This is a genomic window from Gordonia hirsuta DSM 44140 = NBRC 16056, from assembly GCF_000333015.1.
GTDB lineage: Bacteria > Actinomycetota > Actinomycetes > Mycobacteriales > Mycobacteriaceae > Gordonia > Gordonia hirsuta.
Map to the genome: position 1 here is coordinate 110,312 of NZ_BANT01000004.1, position 17,056 is coordinate 127,367.

Consider the following 17,056-nt stretch of genomic DNA (forward strand, 5'->3'; position numbering starts at 1 on the left):
TGCCGCAGGCGTCAGGGGAAGCGGGCGGCGATGGTCGACGGGATCCCCAGCCCCAGCGCCAGGATCAGCAGCAGCGGCAGTCCGCTGATCCACTGTCCGCTGCCGTGCAGGCCCGGAAGCATGGCGAGCACCACCACCAGCGTCCACGCCCCCAGCGGGGCGAAGCGCCAGCCCGATTCGGTGTACTGCCCGGCCAGCCACAGCAGACCCAGATTCCCCACTCCGGCCACCAGGGCGGTGATCGGAAACGGGATCGACCCGAGATAGATCATCAGGAAGCCGCAACACAGGATGCCCAGCAGTGCGCCCGCAACGGTCAGCAGCGCCAGCTCCAGTCGCTCGGTCACGTTCACGGCAGCCCCTGGAACAGATCGGTCTCCAACTCGCCGGGCACCGGTTCCGGGGTGACCCGGCGGAAGTGTTCGACGGCGGAGATCGGCTGCACGACGTTGTTGCTCAACACGAACTCCGTGCCCGATCCGGCCACGGTGATCTGGGTGGCGTGGGCGGCTAGGGCCGCGACCTTGGCCGCGTAGACCGCCGAGACGTCGACGGCGGCGTGCACCTGATCGTCGGGGTAGCTGGGCAGCTCGCCGACGGCCGGTCGGCGCCAGCCGGCCGGGACGTGGTCCACGGCGGCCAGGCCCGCGATCAAGGCGCTGCGCTGGGTCACCACCTCGTAGACCTTGAACCGGTGTCCCAGCTGTTCGGCGGCCACCGGGATCGCCCGCCGGGAGATCTCGTGCACCCGCCGGTGGTCGGGATGGCCGTAGCCGCCGTCGACGTCGTAGGTCACGATCACCTGCGGGTCGAAGGCGACGATCTCCTCGGCCAGCACCGCCGTCAGTTCGGCGGCATCGGCCTGCGCCAGCGCCCGCGGGTGGTCGGCCGAGGGGGTTCCGGCCATCCCCGAGTCCCGCCATCGGCCCGCCCCGCCGAGGAAGCGCGGCACCAGCACGGGCCCGCCGGCCGGGCTCAGAGCCGTCAGTGCCGCCTGCAGCTCCCCGATCCGGAAACCGCCGAGCTGATCGGCTGCGGCGGCGACCAGCTGCGCCCACTGCGCACCGATCACCTCGCCCTCCTCGCCGAGGGTGAAGGTCACCACCTGTACCTGCGCGCCCTCGGCCAGATAGCGGGCGATGGTGCCGCCGGTCAGGATCGACTCGTCGTCCGGATGTGCATGCAGCACCAGCAGCCGGCGGCCGGTCACGGCTGCGACCACCGGGCCGCATCACCGAAGATCGCGACCTGCACCGGCCCGGTCAGCGGTACACCGTCGACCTTCTCGCTGACACCGACGAAGATGCTGTCCTGGAACAGCGGGAGATAGACCGCGCGCGCGGCCAGCACCGATTCGGCTTCGGTGAGGGTGGCCGCCGGATCGGTCTGGGTCATCGCCCGGGCCGCCAGATCCTGCAGCTGCGCATCGCAGAGCCCCGAGGTGTTGCCGATGTAGCTGATGTCCGGGGGCGGTTTGCGCGTGGACGGTGCGGCCGGCCCGGCGGTGCGGGTCGGGGTGGGCAGCACGCTCTTGTCCACGGCCGGATCGGTTTCGGGTTCGACGGTGTGCGCCCCGGACTCGGTGCCCTCCGGCGGCGGCCGGCAGCCCACCTCCGAGGCCAGCGCGGTCGCCGGATCGATACTCGCCGAATTCCAGCCGACGATCAGATCCACGGCGGCGTCCTTGAGCGCCTGTCCGTACAACTCGGTGTTGGTCATTCCGCGCACCGTCGCGCGCACACCCTGCCCGCGCAGCAGGTCGGCGATGCTCTCGGCAGCCGACATCGTGCGCTGATCGGTATCGGTGGCGCCGATCCGGACCACCAGCGGCTGTCCGTTCCGCAGCAGCGGAGCCACTCCCGTGGGCAGCTCCGGCACGTCGTTGACCTCGAGGGTCGGATCGGCGGGCTGCGGCGACGACGGGGACTCGGCCGTACCGGAAGCCGGCGCCGGTTCGGGTCCGCGCGGTGCTCCGCGGGTGTAGCCGGCCTCGGTGAGCCAGGCGTTCACCTGTTCTGCGGACGGACGCGCGCGCTGGACCGGGAAGTAGCCGCTGTCCGACGGCGTGTACACCGTATTGGCGAAGCGGCTGACCACGTCGTCACCGGCCGCGGCAGCGGTGACGATATCGGCGTTGAGCATGCCGAAGACGGCGCGCCGCACCGGCAGTGACGTCATGACCTCGGCCCGGGTGTTCAGATTGATCGCCAGCACCCGGCTCGACGGCACCCGGCCGTGGCGCACCCCGGGGATCGCCGAGACCTCGGCGGCCCGGGCCGCCCCGGCCGACAGGGCGACGATGCCGGTGTCGCCGTTACGCACCGTCTGCGCCATCTGCGGGAGCGTTCCGGCGCGCCGCAGCACCACCTGGTCCAGGACCGGCGGGGTGCTCCAGTAGCGGTCGTTGCGGATCAGCCGCACCTCATCGCGGGCCCGGTCGATCGAATAGATCGCGAACGGGCCGGCCGTGACCGGCTTGCCCTTGTCCATCCCGGTCTGGAATCCCGAGGGGTCCGAGCGCAGTTTGTGGCTGGGCAGCAGATTGTTGAACAACTCCCGCCAGGCGGGGTATTCGGCGTCGAAGACCACCGAGACCACCTTGCCTCCACCGGAGGTCTGCACCTGGGTGATGGCCCGGTACCCGGCCTGCCCGACCACATTCGGCTGGCGGGCCATCTGCTGCCAGAGGTAGGCGAAGTCGTCGCCGGTCACCGGCAGGCCGTCGGACCACTGTGCGTCGTTGACCAGTTTGTAGGTGACGGTGAACGGCGCGGTCGAGGTGACCTCGGCCGAGGTGACCAGCGTCGGGTTCGGCTCCCAGCGGTCCCCCTCGGGGGTGCTCACCGGGACAAAGGGGCTCGGCAGCGTCATCGCCGCGATCGCCGTGGTGACGGTGCCCTGGTCGGCGCCCAGGTGCGGGTTGAATCCGGCCCCGATCGCGTCGGTGGCCAGGTACACGGTCCGCTCATCGGGATACTCGTTGGGCGTGGGTGTGGGCAGCGTCTCACGCACCGGCGGCGGCGGATCGGCCATGCAGGCCGTCGCCGACAGTGCCAGCAGTCCGGCCGCCGCTCCGACGGCCAGTCGCCGGCGCAATCCGCGTCCCATCGAGCTCACTCCTGTCGTCAGGCGTTCGCGTCCCGGGCCTTGGCCCGCGAGCGCTCCCGGGCCCGGGTCGAGCTGTCCAGGTTGACCTTACGCACCCGGCAGACCTCCGGCGTGACCTCCACGCACTCGTCGACGGCGCAGAACTCCATCGAGCTCTCCAGGTCCAGATCCATCGGCTTGGCCAGCGTCTCCATCACATCGGCGGAGGAGGCCCGCATGTTGGTCTGCTTCTTCTCACGGGTGACGTTGATGTCGAGGTCCTCCAGTCGCGGGTTGATCCCGACGACGTGGCCCTCGTAGGTGTCGTCGCCCGGATGGACGAAGAAGGTGCCGCGATCGGCCAGCTGGATCATCGCGAACGGGGTGACGCTGCCGGCCCGGTCGGAGACCAGCGAGCCGGTGTGGCGCGCCCGGATCTCCCCGGCCCACGGCCCGTACTGCAGGAAGACCGCATTGGCGATGCCGGTCCCGCGGGTCTCGGTCATGAAGTCGGTGCGGAAGCCGATCAGACCGCGCGAGGGCACCTCGAACTCCATCCGCACCCAGCCGCTGCCGTGGTTGGTCATCTGCTCCATCCTGCCCTTGCGGGCGGCCAGCAGCTGGGTCACCGATCCCAGGTACTCCTCGGGCACGTCGATGGTCAGGTGCTCGAACGGCTCGTGTACCTTGCCGTCGACCTGCCGGGTCACCACCTGCGGTTTGCCGACGGTCAGCTCGAAGCCTTCGCGGCGCATCTGCTCGACGAGGATGGCCAGGGCCAGCTCACCGCGGCCCTGCACCTCCCAGGCATCGGGGCGGCCGATGTCCAGCACGCGCAGGGAGACGTTGCCGATCAGTTCGCTGTCGAGACGATCCTTGACCATGCGGGCGGTCAGTTTGTGTCCCTTGACCCGGCCGGCCAGCGGCGAGGTGTTGGTCCCGATGACCGCCGAGATGGCGGGCTCGTCGACCTGGATGCGCGGCAGTGCGACGGCATTGTCGGGGTCGGCCAGGGTGTCGCCGATCATGATCTCCGACATCCCCGCCACGGCGACGATGTCGCCGGCGTAAGCGATCTCGGCGGGTTCACGCTCGACGCCCACGGTCTGCAGCAGTTCGGTGATCTTGGCCTTCTCGATCACCGGCTGGCCGTCGACCTCCCGGCACCAGGCCACCTGCTGACCCTTGCGCAGGGTGCCGTTATGGATGCGCACCAGGCCCAGCCGGCCCAGGAACGGCGAGGCGTCGAGGTTGGTCACATGGGCCTGCAGCGGTGCGGACGGATCGCCCTTGGGTGCGGGCACGTTCTTGATCAGGACGTCGAACAGCGGGCCCAGGTCGTCGCCGTCGGGCACCGAGCCGTTGGCCGGCATCTCGGTGCTGGCGATACCGGCGCGGCCGGAGGCGAACAGCACCGGCAGGTCCAGGGCCAGTTCGGCGGCCTCGGCCGCCTCGTCGTCCAGTCCGGAGGCCAGATCCAGCAGCAGATCCTGCGCCTCGGTGACGATCTCGGCGATACGGGCGTCGGGGCGGTCGGTCTTGTTGACCACCAGGATCACCGGCAGCGAGGCGGCCAGCGCCTTGCGCAGCACGAATCGGGTCTGCGGCAGCGGTCCCTCGGAGGAGTCGACCAGCAGCACCACGCCGTCGACCATCGACAGTGCCCGCTCCACCTCGCCGCCGAAGTCGGCGTGGCCGGGGGTGTCGATCACGTTGATGACGTACTCGGTGCCGTCGGGCTGGCGGCGATGGACCGCGGTGTTCTTGGCGAGAATGGTGATGCCCTTCTCGCGCTCGAGGTCGCCGGAGTCCATGACCCGGTCGACCAGTTCGGCGCGCTCGCCGAAGACGCCCGACTGGCGCAGCATCGCATCCACCAGCGTGGTCTTGCCGTGGTCGACGTGCGCCACGATCGCGACGTTGCGGAAGTTGGTGTCAGCGCTCACTGAAGGTCTCTCTCGCTCTCTGTTCCCACCGCCGCGATCCGTGCTCTTGGTGCCGGACCGGTCCGGGGTGAAAATGAACCTCATCAGGGTAGCGGCATCGCCCCCTTCTGCGCGATCTGTGACCGCATCCGGCGATCTTACGGGCGTAACCTCGACGGTATGGGCAAGAAGAAGCCGGACCCGGCCAAGGTCGCGCGCCTGAAGCCGAAGAAGAAGTGCTGCAAGAAGAGCACCCGGTGCCTCAAGTGTCCCGTCGTCGTGCACAAGATGCAGAAGCTCGACTTCGATGCGATGACCAAGAAGCAGGCCCGCAAGGCGTTGGAGGCCGCCCGGGTCAATCCGGCCCGCCGGGGGCAGTGACCTGCACGGACGCTCCGCCGCGGGGATCTGGCGCACGCCGGACGGCGGTCGTGGCCGGCCGCCGCACCGGTGCGGCACCCTGAGCTGGGGTGCCCGGCATCCCGAGTACGTTCTGGCCCCCTCAGCCCAGGGGGCGAGACGAGTTCACGGGCACACAGGCGCCGCCGGGCGGGCGGGCGGTCCGAGCGTGCGGTTCGCACGATCCCGCCGGCGGCACGGTGGCGACGGTCTGCGCGGCTACGACGAATCTCACATCCCCGCCCGCGGCCGGGGTCAGCGAACGTCGAGTGCGACGGTCAGCGAACGTCAAGTGCGACGGTCAGCTCCGGCAACCAGGCGGTGTCGGCCGGGACCAGGGCTCCGCGGGCGGCCAGGGCCGCCAGCTCGGCGGCGTCCACCCAGATCAGATCCTGATGTTCGACGGCGCGCGGGGTGCCGGCCACCAGCTCGGCCCAGTGGGCCACCAGCAGCAGATCCTCGCGCAGACGCACCTGTTCGGTCAGCGGCGCACCGGCCACGACCCTCACGTCCAGTTCTTCGTCCAGTTCCCGTTCCAGAGCGGCGGCGCGCGTCTCGCCGGGACCGCATTTGCCGCCGGGCAGCTCCCACAATCCGGCGACCTCGGGCGGATAGCTGCGCTGGGCCAGCAGCAGTTCGCGGCCACCGCCGGCGCGCTCGCGCAGCAGGGCACCGGCCACCACATACCTCACCGGCCGATCACCGCGATCTGCCGCGGATCCAGGCGCAGCCGCACCGGTTCCCCGGCGGCGTACGGTTCAGCAGCCATCGCCTCCACCTCACCGGCATCGGTGGCCACCCGCAGTCGGGTGCCACCGGGCAGCACCGCGGCGTGGGTGATGGTGCCGTCGGCCCGCCCGGCCTCGGCGGGGGCGGCCCACAGCGACTCCGGGCGCAGCGCCACCCGGCACGGTCCCTGCGCCGGCAGCCCCTCGACGGCCTGCGCCGCGGCCTGCCCGAACGGTGTGTGCAGGACAGATCCGGTCACGGAGGCGTCGACGATCAGGCTCGCGCCCAGGAACCCGGCCACCCAGTCGTCGGCGGGCCGGTGCCACAGTCGCTGCGCCGGAGCGGTCTGCACGATCTCCCCGGCCCGCATCACCGAGATGCTGTCGGCCAGCATCGCCGCCTCGGCCCGGTCGTGGGTGACCACAACGGTCGGGGTCTCGGCGGCGCGGACGATATCGCCGATGGCGAATGCCAGGTCTTCCCGCAGCCGGGCGTCCAGGGCGGCCAGCGGCTCGTCGAGCAGCAGCAGACGCGGGCGCGGGGCCAGCGCCCGGGCCAGGGCGACTCGCTGAGCCTGCCCACCGGACAGAGCGGTCACCCGCCGCTCGCCGATGCCGGGCAGTTGCACCAGCTCGAGCATCTCCTCCACGCGCTGGCTGATCCGGGTGCGCGGCCAGCGGCGGCGCGCCAGCCCGTAGGCGATGTTGGCGGCGACGGTGCGCCCGGAGAACAGCTGGCCGTCCTGGAAGACCACCCCGAAGTCGCGGCGGTGCACCGGGACCGGGGCCAGGTCCACACCGTCCCAGGCGACGGTGCCGGCGGACAGCGAAGTCAGGCCGGCGATGGCACGCAGCAGAGTCGATTTACCGCAGCCGGACGGGCCCAGCAGCGCGCTGACCGGTGCCGTCGCCGCACCGACCGCCCAGTCGAGATCGTCGATCACCGTGGTCGTGCCGTACCGGACGGTGACCCCGCGCAGCGTCAAGATGCCCATATCAGCGGCCTCCGGCGACCTGCCGCGCCGCGCGCGGCGCCGCCAGCTCGACGAAGAAGACCACCACGGCACTCACAGCGACCAACAGTACGGAGGCCGCCATCGCCGCGGCGAGACTGTCGGCACCGGGGCGGCCCATCAGCGTGCCGATCAACACCGGCAGGGTGGTCGTGTTGGGCCGGGCCAGAAAGGTGGTGGCCCCGAACTCGCCGATCGCCATGACGAACGCGAATCCGGCCGCTGCACCCAGGGAGCGGCCGATCACCGGCATGTCGACGGTCCAGAAGACCCGCACCGGCCCGGCGCCCAGAACGGCAGCGGCCTCCCGGCGGCGCTGGGGCACCTCACCGAGGGCCGGCACCAACAGCCCGATCACCACCGGGATGGCGATCAGCGCCTGCACCGCCGGGATCAGCAGCGGCGAGGTGCCTATCTGCCGCGGCAGATAGGTGGTCAAGACGACGAAGCCGAAACCCAGGGTCACCGCGCTGACCCCGAGCGGCAGGATCGCCAGGGCGGCGCCAGACCGGGCCAGGACAGTGCCGCCGAAGCGGGTCACCGCCAGGGCGGCGAGCAAGCCCACCACCACCCCGATCACCATGGCCACCAGTGCGCTGGTCACCGAATACCAGAGTGATCCGGCCACCGAGGTGCCCGAGTCGTTCTCCAGCAGCAGGCGGTAGCCGGCCGCCGACCACCGGCCGCCGGGACGCAGCGAGCGCACCACCAGCGAGGCGATCGGGACCACCAGGACCGCCGTCGTCCAGATCAGGACCGCGATCACCGGCAGCCAGCCGAGCCCGCGAGGGCGCCGCAGCCGCACACCCCGGTCACTGGTCGACGGCGCACCGCGGCGACCCAGGAACCGGGCCAGCACCAGGGCACCGACCACCAGCAGAATCTGCAGGAACGACAGCGCCACCGCCTCGGGGATGCGGAAGTAGCCCACACCCTGCTGATAGATCTCGGTCTCCAGCGTCCGCAACCGGCCGTCGCCCAGGATCACGATGACACCGAAGCTGGTGGAACAGAACAAGAACACCAGTGCCGCGGCGGCCGCGACCGCCGGGGCCAGCCGCACCAGCACCACATCGGCGAACGCCCGCAGCGGGGAGGCGCCCAGACTGCGCGCGGCCTCGATCGCCTGCGGATCGATCTGCTGCCAGACCGCAGAGACCACGCGCACCACCACCGCGACGTTGAGAAAGACATGCGCCAGCAGAATCGCACCGAGCCCGGATTCAACCCCCCATCCGTCGAGCAGTCCGGTGCCCAGCGCACGGAAGGCCACGCCGACCACGACGGTGGGCAGGACGAAGGGCAGGGTCACCACCACTCGCAGCATCAGCGCACCGGGGAAGTCGACGGTGGCCACCAGCCACACGATCGGTGCGGCCACCAGCACCGCCAGCACCGCCGAGGCGGCGGCCTGGCCGACGGTGACGCCCAGCAGAGTCAGCGCCTCGGTCCGCCGCCACGCCTCGATCGGGGAGATCGCATCGGCATCGTCGAACGCCCGCTTGAGCAGGGCGCCCAGCGGCGCCAGGAACAGGGCGCCGACGAACAGCAGCGGGATCAGCGCGGCCAGCCCGCCGAGCATCCGCGGCGCGCGGGCCCGCAGGGTCTGTGTCCGGCTCACCGGCGAACGGTCTCGCGCCACTCCTTGAGCCATTGCTCACGGTTGTCGTTGATGTACTGCGGGGACATGCTGACGGTGTACTGCGGTGCCGGGGCACGACGCTGCCAGTCCTGCGGCAGCGGCGTCCCTTCCTGGACCGGGTAGACGAACATGGAGGTCGGCAGGGCCGTCTGCACCGCCGGGCTGAGCATCCAGTCGATCACCTTGCGGGCGCCGTCGGGATTGGCCGCCCCACGCAGAATGCCCATGTACTCGATCTGCGAGAAGCAGCCGGACAGGATGGCGCTGGTCCCGGGGGTGGCCGCCGGGGAACTGGCGTAGGAGACGACGATCGGCTTGCTGCCGTGCCCCTCCCCCGCACTGAACAGCTGGTTGTAGGCGATCTCCCAGCCGGAGACCACCTGCGCACCGTTGTCCATCAACGCCCGCCAGTAATCGGGCGCCTTGTCCTTGTAGGTGCCGATGGTGGCCAGCAGGAAACTCATCCCCGGCGACGAGGTCGCCGGATCTAGGAGGACCGCCTGATCGGCGTACCGGCTCTCCCGAAGATCCGCCAGACTGGTGGGGGCCGGCAGATTCTCGCGCTCGTACCATTGATCGTCGACGTTGAGGCACACGTCGCCGCGGTCGATGGCGGTCAGCTCGTTCTTCGATTCGGGCACCGCGTACCGGTCGGCACCGCCGGCGGCCAGCGGAGAGAGGTAGGGCTCGAGCGCCTCGGCCTCGATCGGCCGGGCGGCGAAGGTGTTGTCGATCCCGAAGACCGCATCGCCCTTGGGTTTACCGGCGCTGAGCGAGACCACCGACGACAGCTGCCCGGCGTCACCGGAACGGACGAAGTCCACCTTCAGTCCCGATTCTGCGGCGAAATCGTCGATCAGCCGCTGCGGCAGCGAGAACGAGTCGTGCGTCAGGACGGTGACCGTCGTATCCGGGGAGTCGCTAGTGCAGGCGGTCAGCGTGGCGACCAGCGCCCCGACCGCGAGCAGGGATATCGGAAGGCGTCGGAAGTGCTTCTTCACTGGGGCTCCTGCGGAATGTCAGCGGCGGCGGAATGTCAGAGGCGAATGCATCAGCAATGTACCGACCCGCCTGCACCGGCGAGGAGACCGGTGCGAAAACCACAGGCACCAATTGCCCCATTAGATAACAATTTCAACACCAGTCACAGCAGTTTCTTATTCTTCGGGTTAGACTCCCTCATCAACGACTGTTCTCGACTGTTAGGAACCTGCCGTGCGCATTGCACGAACTCGCCGCACCCTGGTGGCCGCTGCTTCTCTGGCCGCCGCGCTCACGGTCGCCGCTCCGATGGCCCATGCCGACCCGGCCGCACCCCAGACCCAGCAGACTCAGGACTTGGGCATTCCCGACGCGGCCAACGCCCCCGATGTGGACAAGCAGGTTCTGGACGCCCTGGGCGCCTTCGCCCCGGCCCTCATCGGCTCGGCCGCCACCAAGGACGAGAACGGCAAGGTCAACACCAAGCTGCTCGCCGAGGCGCGAGCGATGGCCGACAATCCGCTGCTGCCCGCAGAGGCCGCCGCCACCTTCCGCAGCCTGATCGACTTCCTCGGTGAGCCCGGCGCCACCGAGGCGGTCCGCGTCCAGGCCGCCGACGATCTGATCGCCGCCGTGCCGGCCGCCGAGAAGGCCGACTCGGATCCCACGATCCCCAAGGGCCCGAACAAGCCGCGCATTCAGCAGTTCCTCTACCCGACCATCGGCCTGGGCTGCATGCCCGAGGGCGGCAACTCGGTCGGCATGGCACTGATGACCGCCGGCCCGCAGGAGGCTCCGGCCCCCGGCCCCAAGCGCGGTGAGGCCGGCGTGGTCTACACCAGCCTGGGCACCGGTCCGGCCCTGAAGAACACCGCCCGCTCGCTGTGGATCTCCTGGATCAACATCGACAACGGCCGCGAAGGCCGTCAGCGACTGCTGCCGAACCCGAAGATCAATGCCGAGGACGGCCCCGGCACGTTCACGACGATCCTCAAGAGCGGCCGCGGCCGCGTCGTCGCCACCATTCACGGCGACGTCACGACCAAGTCCAAGGGCAAGCGCACCACCTGCACCATCGCCCCGACGATCGGCACCGCGATCATCTGATCGCTCAACCCTTCCCAGACGGACCCCACACTGCCCGCCGGCGGTGCGGGGTCCGTCTGTTTTCCCGCCACCTTCGCCCCTCACTCCCCGGCGAGTGAGAGCCACCACCCTCGGCGGCGGCCAGATTTCCCGAGAGTCGCGATCGGGTCACGAGACGGACTCGGCACCTTGCATTCACGCAACATAAGTGCTGTTCTTTAACTTGAACCTCATTGGTCACATCAGCCCCATGCTTTTCAGGAGTTCCGCCGTGGTCGCCCGTTCCCGTTTCGCTGCCCGCACCGGCCTGGTCGCCCTGGCCCTGGCACTGGCGGCGGCCACCACCGCACCCGCGCCGGTGCACGCCGAACCGACCACCCCCGACCTGGGCGCCCTGACCTCCCTGCTCGGCGGCGCCGGCGGCGACGGCTTCTCGCTGAGCTCGATTCCCGGCGACGCCGAACTGGCCGAGGCACTGCGGACCCTCAAGGCGGTGGGCGCCGAACAGAAGATCGTCGAGGTCTTGCAGGCCATCATGGGCGCCGAGGGCAGCCCCGATCTGGGGACGCTGGTGCCCGGCGGCGATGCCCCCGGCACCACACCGACGGTCCCGGGCACGCCCGATCCGGCCGATCCGGATCAGACCACCGACCCCGAGGCATCCGATCCCCCGGCGAGCAGCTCTCCGGCACCCGAGGATCCCGACGCGAGCACTCCGGCCGCCGCCCCGGTGCGGCGCACGGTCGACGCCCCGGTGACCACCGCGACCGACGGCCTGGCGGTGTTCGAGAAGCTGACCGGCGCCAAGGTGCTCACCCCGGCGTTCGCACCCTTCTGCGCCGCGACCACGGCCGACAATCCGCTGGGACTGGTCAGCGCCCCCGCTGCGGCGCTGCCCGGTCCGTTCCCGAAGGCCGGCAACACGACGGTCAAGGAGGCCCTCACCCAGGCCCTGCAGGCACTCAACATCGGCGTACTGGCCGACATCCTCGCCGAGAACCAGGATATCGACGAACTGACCGCGGCGCTGACCGCCGAACAGACGGCATTCGCCCTGGTTCCGCCGCCGGCCCACACCAACGAGAACTTCCAGGTGGCCTGGTTCAACACCGGCACTCTGCAGGGCGGCATGGCCGAGCTGAAGCCGCTGGCCGAGGTGACCGATTCCCAGCTCCTGTCCGCACTGGCCGGACAGGCCCCGCTGCGGCTGGCCCGGGTAGACACCGGTCAGGGGTCCATCCTGACCGCCGTCTTCGGTACCACCTCCAATGCCGGCCGCACCTGCTACTTCCTGCCCGCGGTGGGCATCGTCGATACCCCGTCGGCCTAGGTCGATACTCCGTCGGCCTAGTCCGCCCGGACCGAAGCGAATCGAGAAACCATGACTCCCCGGCAGCCCCGACTGCGTAAGACCCTGGCCGCAACGACCGCGGCGGCAGCACTGACCGCGGGAATCCTGACCGCGACCCAGGCCTTCGCCGACCCCGAAGCCGCGCGCCCGGCTACCGGCTCACCCGGCCAGACCGCAGGCGCGGTCTTCGCCAATCAGCCGCTGCCGACCGCTGATCTGCCCGCCGCTGCCGTCTCCGGTCAGCGGTACAGCTACTGGACCGAGGGCACCGACGACCGGATGCACCTGGCCGTGGCCACCATGCTCGAACCCAAGGGCAAAGCTCCGGCCGGCGGCTGGCCGGTGGTCGTCAACGCCCCGGCCGGTTACGGCCTGGGCGATGACTGCAACGCCTCCACCAACAGCAAAGCCGGCGATCCCGATACGGCCGGCCGGCTGCTGCGCAACGGCTTCGCGGTGATCACGCCCGATTACGGCATCATCGGCGATCAGCACTCGCCGCAGTACATCAACCATGCCGTGGCCGCCCAGAACATGGTCGACGCCGTGCTGGCCGGAGTCGTCGTCGACGGCTCGGTCTCCCCTCGCTGGGCGGTCCTGGGTGAAGCTCAGGGCGCGGCTGCGGCCATCACCCTGGCCCGCAAGGCGACCGATCAGAAGAACGCCACCGACTTCCGCGGTGCGGCCGCTACCAGCATTCCGGCAGGCGTGGACGTACTGATCAGCAGCCTGAGCCCGACCTCCCCGGCCGCCTCCGAAGCGGTGACCGCCGATGTGGTCTATGCGCTGGCCTCGCTCGAGGCCGACCAGGTCGAGCCGTTGCTGACCAAGAAGGGCCGCGAGCTGGTCGGCAAGGCGGCGACGTTGTGCAAGCCGGACCTGCAGAAACAGGTCCGGGGCGTCGCCCTCGGCGATCTGATGCTCAAGCCGGTGTCGTCGAGCCCGAAACTCCAGGCCAAGCTCAAGCGGTCGCTGGAGCTGCCCCGCAACGGCTACAGTCGTCCGCTGCTGCTGAGTCAGACGCTGCAGGACGATTCGATCCTGCTGCACGAGGCACTGCGTTTCCTGGCCGAAGCCCAACTGTCCAGCAACAAGGTTCAGGCTGTCAGCTACCTGACCGGGGACCCGGTCGATGCGCAGCGGCAGGAGCAGGCGGCGGTCCTGAAGTACCTCGACGGGCTCTTCTAAGACGCCGGGGCGTCTTAGGCGACGGCCGAACCGCGGCAGCTCGAGTACTGCGGATTCACCATCGGCACCAGTGCCAGCACGCCGATCTTCTGCCGGACGGTGAAGTCCACCCGGCCGTGACCGGGATGGATCACCGCCTGCCAGGTGACATGCGAGGCGCGGGTGGGCACCCGCACCACTCCCCGTTTACCGGTGGTCACGTTGCGCCAGTTGACCGTGGTCTCCATCGTGTAGATCCCGGCATTGGGGAAGATCCCCTGCTTCCGGTTGTTGCTCGCGATCAGCGCGATCGCAGGCGCCGGCAGCCCGTCGGACGGATGCTTCATCTTGTTCCACACATCGACGGTGATCCGCAGCGGCGGGCCGGGGAACGGGTCGGGGCTGTCGCAACGCAGGGTCTTGACGTAGTTGCCCTGATCGGCGTGTGCCTGGCCGGCGGCCAAGCCCCCGCCGGTCAGACCGGCGGCCAGAGCCAGCGCGGTGAGGGAACGAGCGGTACGAGACAGACGAGCCATGACAGCAGAGTCTGCCAGGCCCGACCCGACTAGCATGGCGACATGGCCGATCTGCACCTGACGATGGACCCTGCCGCCGACGAACTGCTCTCCCGCGATCCGTTCGCGCTGCTGGTCGGCGGACTGCTCGACCAGCAGTTTCCGATGGAACGCGCCTTCGCCGGTCCGCTGCGGATCCTCGAACGCTTCGGCACCCTGGAGCCGGCGGCCATCGCCGACGCCGACCCGGAGGCCTTCGCCGATCTGTGCTCACAGACCCCGGCGATCCACCGGTACGCCCGGTCGATGGCCGAGCGGATCCAGCAGCTGGCCCGCCTGATCACCGACCGCTACGACGGTCACGCCGAGCGGGTGTGGACCGAGGCCGCTTCGGGCCGCGATCTGGCCAAGCGACTCGAAGAGCTCCCCGGCTACGGAAAAGCCAAGGTCAAGATGTTCGTCGCCCTGCTGGCCAAACAACTCCACTGCCGCCCGCCGGGCTGGGAGGACATCGCCGGCGACTTCGCCCAGGAGGGCTTCCGCTCCATCGCCGATGTCGTCGATCCCGAGTCGCTGCTCAAGGTTCGCGACTACAAGAAGGCCCTCAAGCAGAGCGGGGCCAAGAAGTAGTGGCTGCTGAAATAGTGCCTGCTGGGACGGTAAAGTCCTCTCGCATGAGTGTCCCGAAGAAGGAACTGCGCGTAGTGGAGCCGAAGGATCTGCGCACCGCGGGTCTCAAGTTCACTCCCCGGTCCCTGGCGACGATGCCGATCCGCCTCGGATTCGCCGCGACCGGTATCGCGCTGAGCACCGTCGAATCGGCGATCAACGTCGCCCGGCTGGCCACCAGCAGCGTCGAGAACGAGATCACTCACGCCCTCGGCGTCGACAGCGAGATCGACCGCACCAATGTCGGTGCGCCCCTGGTGCTGCTGGCCCAGGTCGCTGATCTGCTGAGCCCGGACCGGCCGTTCGGCCGGCTGCTGGCGGTCGGCGGACCGTTGGACCGGCTGATTCAGAAGGGCGGGGTGATCGACCGGCTGACCGCGCCCGACGGGCTGTTGGAGAAGCTGACCGCCACCGGCGGCATCCTCGACCAGCTCACCGATGAGCGCAGCGCCCTGATGCGCCTGGCCGCCAAGGACGGCCCGATCGACCGGCTGACGCGCCCCGGCGGCGTGGTCGATCAGTTCACCGAGAACGGCGGCATCCTGGATCGGCTGACCAAACCCGGCGGCGCCATCGACATGCTGACCGACGAGAACGGCGCCCTGATGCGCATGGCCGCCAAAGACGGCCCGCTGGACCGGCTGACGCGCCCCGGCGGGGTGGTGGACCAGATCACCGAAAACGAAGGCATCCTCGAGCGGCTGACCACCGAGGGTGGCGTCGTGGACAAGCTCACCGCACCCGACGGTGTCCTGACCAAGCTCGCCCAGCCCGGCGGCGTTCTGGACCGCGCGGCCACCGATGAGGGTCTGCTCGATCAGCTCGTCGGCGAGGGCGGGGCGCTCGAGCAGCTGATCGCACCGGACGGCCCGCTCGACAAGTTCAACGACCTCGCTCAGACCCTGGCGGCGCTGCCGCCGAACCTGGCTGAAATGCACGAGGCGATCGACCAGCTCAATGAGGTGGTGGTGATGCTCAACAACTCGGTGGCTCCGCTGGGCAACCTGGCCGAGCGGGTGCCCCGGCGGTTCACCCGAGGCGGCGGCCGGTCGGCCACCGCCTCGGATAACTACCAGCCGTAGACCGGCTATCCGCTGACCCGGCTCAGCCGCAGGTTGGCGAATTCGCCCAGGCCCCACGGACCCAGCTCCCGGCCGTAGCCGGAGGCCTTGACGCCGCCGAAGGGCAGACCCGGCAGCGAGGTGCCGTGCTCGTTGACCATCGCCATGCCCACGTCCAGCCGGTCGGCGAGGGCGGTGGCCCGCTCCACATCGGAGCTCCAGACCGAACCGGACAGGCCGTAGTCGACGTCGTTGGCCAGTTCGATGGCCTCGTCGTCGTTGCTGACCGAATAGACCATGGCGACCGGACCGAAGATCTCCTCGCGGTAGGCGGCCATCTCCGGGGTGACCCCGGTCAGCACCGTCGGGGTCATGAAGGCGCCGGGGCCGTCGACGGCCTGCCCGCCGGTATGCAGGGTGGCCCCCTGGGCGACGGCCTCCTTGACCTGTTCGATGACGCGATCGCGGGCCGTGACCGAAGACAGCGGGCCGACGTCGGTGCCCGGATCGGTGGGGTCGCCCACCGTCATCGCCTCCACTGCCGCGGTCAGGTTCGCGACGAAGTCGTCGTAGATGTTCTCGTGCACGATGAACCGTTTGGGTGAGTTGCAGGCCTGGCCGCAGTTCATCATGCGGCCGACGGCTGCGCCCCGGGCGGTGGCCGCGACATCGGGGGTGTCGAGCAGAATGAACGCGTCCGAACCACCCAGTTCCAGCACCGACTTCTTCAGATGCGCCGCGGCGGTCTGGGCCACAGCCGCTCCGGCGCGGCCGCTGCCGGTCAGCGAGACACCCGCGATCCGCTTGTCACCGATCATCGTGGCCGCCTGCTCGTTACTGGCGTAGACGTTGATGTAGGCGTCGGCGGGCACACCGGAGGCATGGGCGATCTCCTCCATCACCGCCGAGGAGGCCGCGCAGATCGGCGCATGCTTGAGCACGATCGTGTTGCCCAGCAGCAGGTTCGGTGCCGCGAAGCGCGCCACCTGGTAGTAGGGGAAGTTCCACGGCATGATGCCCAAGAGCGAGCCGATGGGCTCGCGGGTCACGGTGGAACTGGTCGCACCCTGCGGATCCAGTTCCTGCGTCTCCAGCTGGGCCGGACCGTGTTCGGCGTACCAGTCGTAGATCATCGCCGTCAGCGCCAGCTCGCCGTGGGCCTGCTTGAGCGGTTTACCCATTTCGCGGGCGATCAGCTCGGCCAGTTCGTCGGCGCGCTCGCGGTAGGCGGCCGCGGTCTGGCGCAGCATGCGGACGCGCTCGTCGATGGAGGTGGTGCGCCACTGCCGGTACGCGGCGGCACTGCGGGCCAGTACATCTTCGACGTCCGCATCGCTCATGGTCGCGAACGTCTGCTCGATGGTTCCGGTGGCGGGATTTTCAGTGAGGTAGGCCATATCCTCGACTGTACGACGCACGGCGGCGGCCAGCA

Annotated in this window: 16 protein-coding genes; 6 read left to right on the forward strand and 10 right to left on the reverse strand. The window is 69.8% G+C overall.

Features of this window, described 5'->3' with window-relative positions; translation table 11 throughout:
• Window positions 1–11 precede the first annotated feature (11 nt).
• The 4 genes from GOHSU_RS02045 to typA are packed head-to-tail and all read right to left on the reverse strand — an operon-like array spanning window position 12 to window position 5,033.
• Window positions 12–353 carry a hypothetical protein gene (locus GOHSU_RS02045; RefSeq protein ID WP_005936029.1) on the reverse strand — a complete coding sequence of 114 codons (342 nt, stop codon included), beginning with the start codon at window positions 351–353 and terminating at the stop codon, window positions 12–14.
• The gene (gene mshB, locus GOHSU_RS02050; protein ID WP_005936031.1) at window positions 350–1,222 is read right to left on the reverse strand and encodes an N-acetyl-1-D-myo-inositol-2-amino-2-deoxy-alpha-D-glucopyranoside deacetylase; all 873 of its coding nucleotides are present in this window, start codon (window positions 1,220–1,222) and stop codon (window positions 350–352) included. The genes GOHSU_RS02045 and mshB overlap by 4 nt, the downstream gene beginning before the upstream one ends.
• The gene (locus GOHSU_RS02055; protein WP_005936034.1) at window positions 1,207–3,108 is read right to left on the reverse strand and encodes an ABC transporter family substrate-binding protein; all 1,902 of its coding nucleotides are present in this window, start codon (window positions 3,106–3,108) and stop codon (window positions 1,207–1,209) included. The genes mshB and GOHSU_RS02055 overlap by 16 nt, the downstream gene beginning before the upstream one ends.
• Window positions 3,109–3,125: 17 nt before the next feature.
• The gene (typA, locus tag GOHSU_RS02060; RefSeq protein ID WP_005936036.1) at window positions 3,126–5,033 is read right to left on the reverse strand and encodes a translational GTPase TypA; all 1,908 of its coding nucleotides are present in this window, start codon (window positions 5,031–5,033) and stop codon (window positions 3,126–3,128) included.
• Window positions 5,034–5,192: 159 nt separating this feature from the next.
• Here typA and GOHSU_RS02065 point away from each other — a divergent pair, with 159 nt between their 5' ends.
• Window positions 5,193–5,393: a hypothetical protein gene (locus GOHSU_RS02065; protein WP_005936038.1), complete on the forward strand. Its 201-nt coding sequence runs from the start codon at window positions 5,193–5,195 to the stop codon at window positions 5,391–5,393.
• A gap of 296 nt (window positions 5,394–5,689) precedes the next feature.
• On the opposite strand, the gene GOHSU_RS02070 is transcribed toward GOHSU_RS02065, so the two are convergent.
• From GOHSU_RS02070 to GOHSU_RS02085, 4 genes are read right to left on the reverse strand one after another with little or no spacing between them, the layout of a single operon-like run.
• Window positions 5,690–6,103: an NUDIX domain-containing protein gene (locus GOHSU_RS02070; protein ID WP_005936040.1), complete on the reverse strand. Its 414-nt coding sequence runs from the start codon at window positions 6,101–6,103 to the stop codon at window positions 5,690–5,692.
• A complete protein-coding gene (locus GOHSU_RS02075; RefSeq protein ID WP_024332720.1) occupies window positions 6,100–7,128 on the reverse strand; it encodes an ABC transporter ATP-binding protein in 1,029 nt (342 codons plus the stop codon). Before GOHSU_RS02075 ends, GOHSU_RS02070 begins: the two co-directional genes overlap by 4 nt.
• 7 nt (window positions 7,129–7,135) lie before the next feature.
• Entirely contained in the window at window positions 7,136–8,734 is a 1,599-nt protein-coding gene (locus GOHSU_RS02080; RefSeq protein ID WP_035739849.1) for an ABC transporter permease, read from the reverse strand.
• Between the two features lie 35 nt (window positions 8,735–8,769).
• Window positions 8,770–9,795: a thiamine ABC transporter substrate-binding protein gene (locus GOHSU_RS02085; protein WP_005936047.1), complete on the reverse strand. Its 1,026-nt coding sequence runs from the start codon at window positions 9,793–9,795 to the stop codon at window positions 8,770–8,772.
• A 214-nt stretch (window positions 9,796–10,009) separates the two neighbouring features.
• On the opposite strand from GOHSU_RS02085, the gene GOHSU_RS02090 reads away from it, so the two are divergent.
• The 3 genes from GOHSU_RS02090 (at window position 10,010) to GOHSU_RS02100 (ending at window position 13,400) form a co-directional block, all read left to right on the forward strand.
• Window positions 10,010–10,882 carry an Rv1157c family protein gene (locus GOHSU_RS02090; RefSeq protein WP_005936050.1) on the forward strand — a complete coding sequence of 291 codons (873 nt, stop codon included), beginning with the start codon at window positions 10,010–10,012 and terminating at the stop codon, window positions 10,880–10,882.
• Between the two features lie 250 nt (window positions 10,883–11,132).
• Complete coding sequence (locus GOHSU_RS02095; protein ID WP_005936053.1) at window positions 11,133–12,191, forward strand: hypothetical protein; 1,059 nt, start codon at window positions 11,133–11,135, stop codon at window positions 12,189–12,191.
• Window positions 12,192–12,242: 51 nt separating this feature from the next.
• Window positions 12,243–13,400 carry a hypothetical protein gene (locus tag GOHSU_RS02100; protein ID WP_005936055.1) on the forward strand — a complete coding sequence of 386 codons (1,158 nt, stop codon included), beginning with the start codon at window positions 12,243–12,245 and terminating at the stop codon, window positions 13,398–13,400.
• A 14-nt stretch (window positions 13,401–13,414) separates the two neighbouring features.
• On the opposite strand, the gene GOHSU_RS02105 is transcribed toward GOHSU_RS02100, so the two are convergent.
• Window positions 13,415–13,915 carry a hypothetical protein gene (locus GOHSU_RS02105; RefSeq protein ID WP_005936057.1) on the reverse strand — a complete coding sequence of 167 codons (501 nt, stop codon included), beginning with the start codon at window positions 13,913–13,915 and terminating at the stop codon, window positions 13,415–13,417.
• Between the two features lie 42 nt (window positions 13,916–13,957).
• On the opposite strand from GOHSU_RS02105, the gene GOHSU_RS02110 reads away from it, so the two are divergent.
• A complete protein-coding gene (locus GOHSU_RS02110) occupies window positions 13,958–14,524 on the forward strand; it encodes an HhH-GPD-type base excision DNA repair protein (RefSeq protein ID WP_005936060.1) in 567 nt (188 codons plus the stop codon).
• A 44-nt stretch (window positions 14,525–14,568) separates the two neighbouring features.
• A complete protein-coding gene (locus GOHSU_RS02115) occupies window positions 14,569–15,645 on the forward strand; it encodes a hypothetical protein (protein WP_005936063.1) in 1,077 nt (358 codons plus the stop codon).
• Window positions 15,646–15,650: 5 nt separating this feature from the next.
• On the opposite strand, the gene GOHSU_RS02120 is transcribed toward GOHSU_RS02115, so the two are convergent.
• Window positions 15,651–17,021, reverse strand: coding sequence for an NAD-dependent succinate-semialdehyde dehydrogenase (locus tag GOHSU_RS02120; protein WP_024332721.1), 1,371 nt, complete (start codon window positions 17,019–17,021; stop codon window positions 15,651–15,653).
• Window positions 17,022–17,056 lie beyond the last annotated feature (35 nt).

Coding starts and splice junctions, on each gene's coding strand:
- GOHSU_RS02065 (WP_005936038.1), top strand. CDS start 5,193: ATGGGCAAGAAGAAGCCGGACCCGGCCAAGGTCGCGCGCCTGAAGCCG.
- GOHSU_RS02110 (WP_005936060.1), top strand. CDS start 13,958: ATGGCCGATCTGCACCTGACGATGGACCCTGCCGCCGACGAACTGCTC.
- GOHSU_RS02080 (WP_035739849.1), bottom strand. CDS start 8,734: ATGCTCGGCGGGCTGGCCGCGCTGATCCCGCTGCTGTTCGTCGGCGCC.
- GOHSU_RS02055 (WP_005936034.1), bottom strand. CDS start 3,108: ATGGGACGCGGATTGCGCCGGCGACTGGCCGTCGGAGCGGCGGCCGGA.
- GOHSU_RS02105 (WP_005936057.1), bottom strand. CDS start 13,915: ATGGCTCGTCTGTCTCGTACCGCTCGTTCCCTCACCGCGCTGGCTCTG.
- GOHSU_RS02120 (WP_024332721.1), bottom strand. CDS start 17,021: ATGGCCTACCTCACTGAAAATCCCGCCACCGGAACCATCGAGCAGACG.
- GOHSU_RS02115 (WP_005936063.1), top strand. CDS start 14,569: ATGAGTGTCCCGAAGAAGGAACTGCGCGTAGTGGAGCCGAAGGATCTG.
- GOHSU_RS02100 (WP_005936055.1), top strand. CDS start 12,243: ATGACTCCCCGGCAGCCCCGACTGCGTAAGACCCTGGCCGCAACGACC.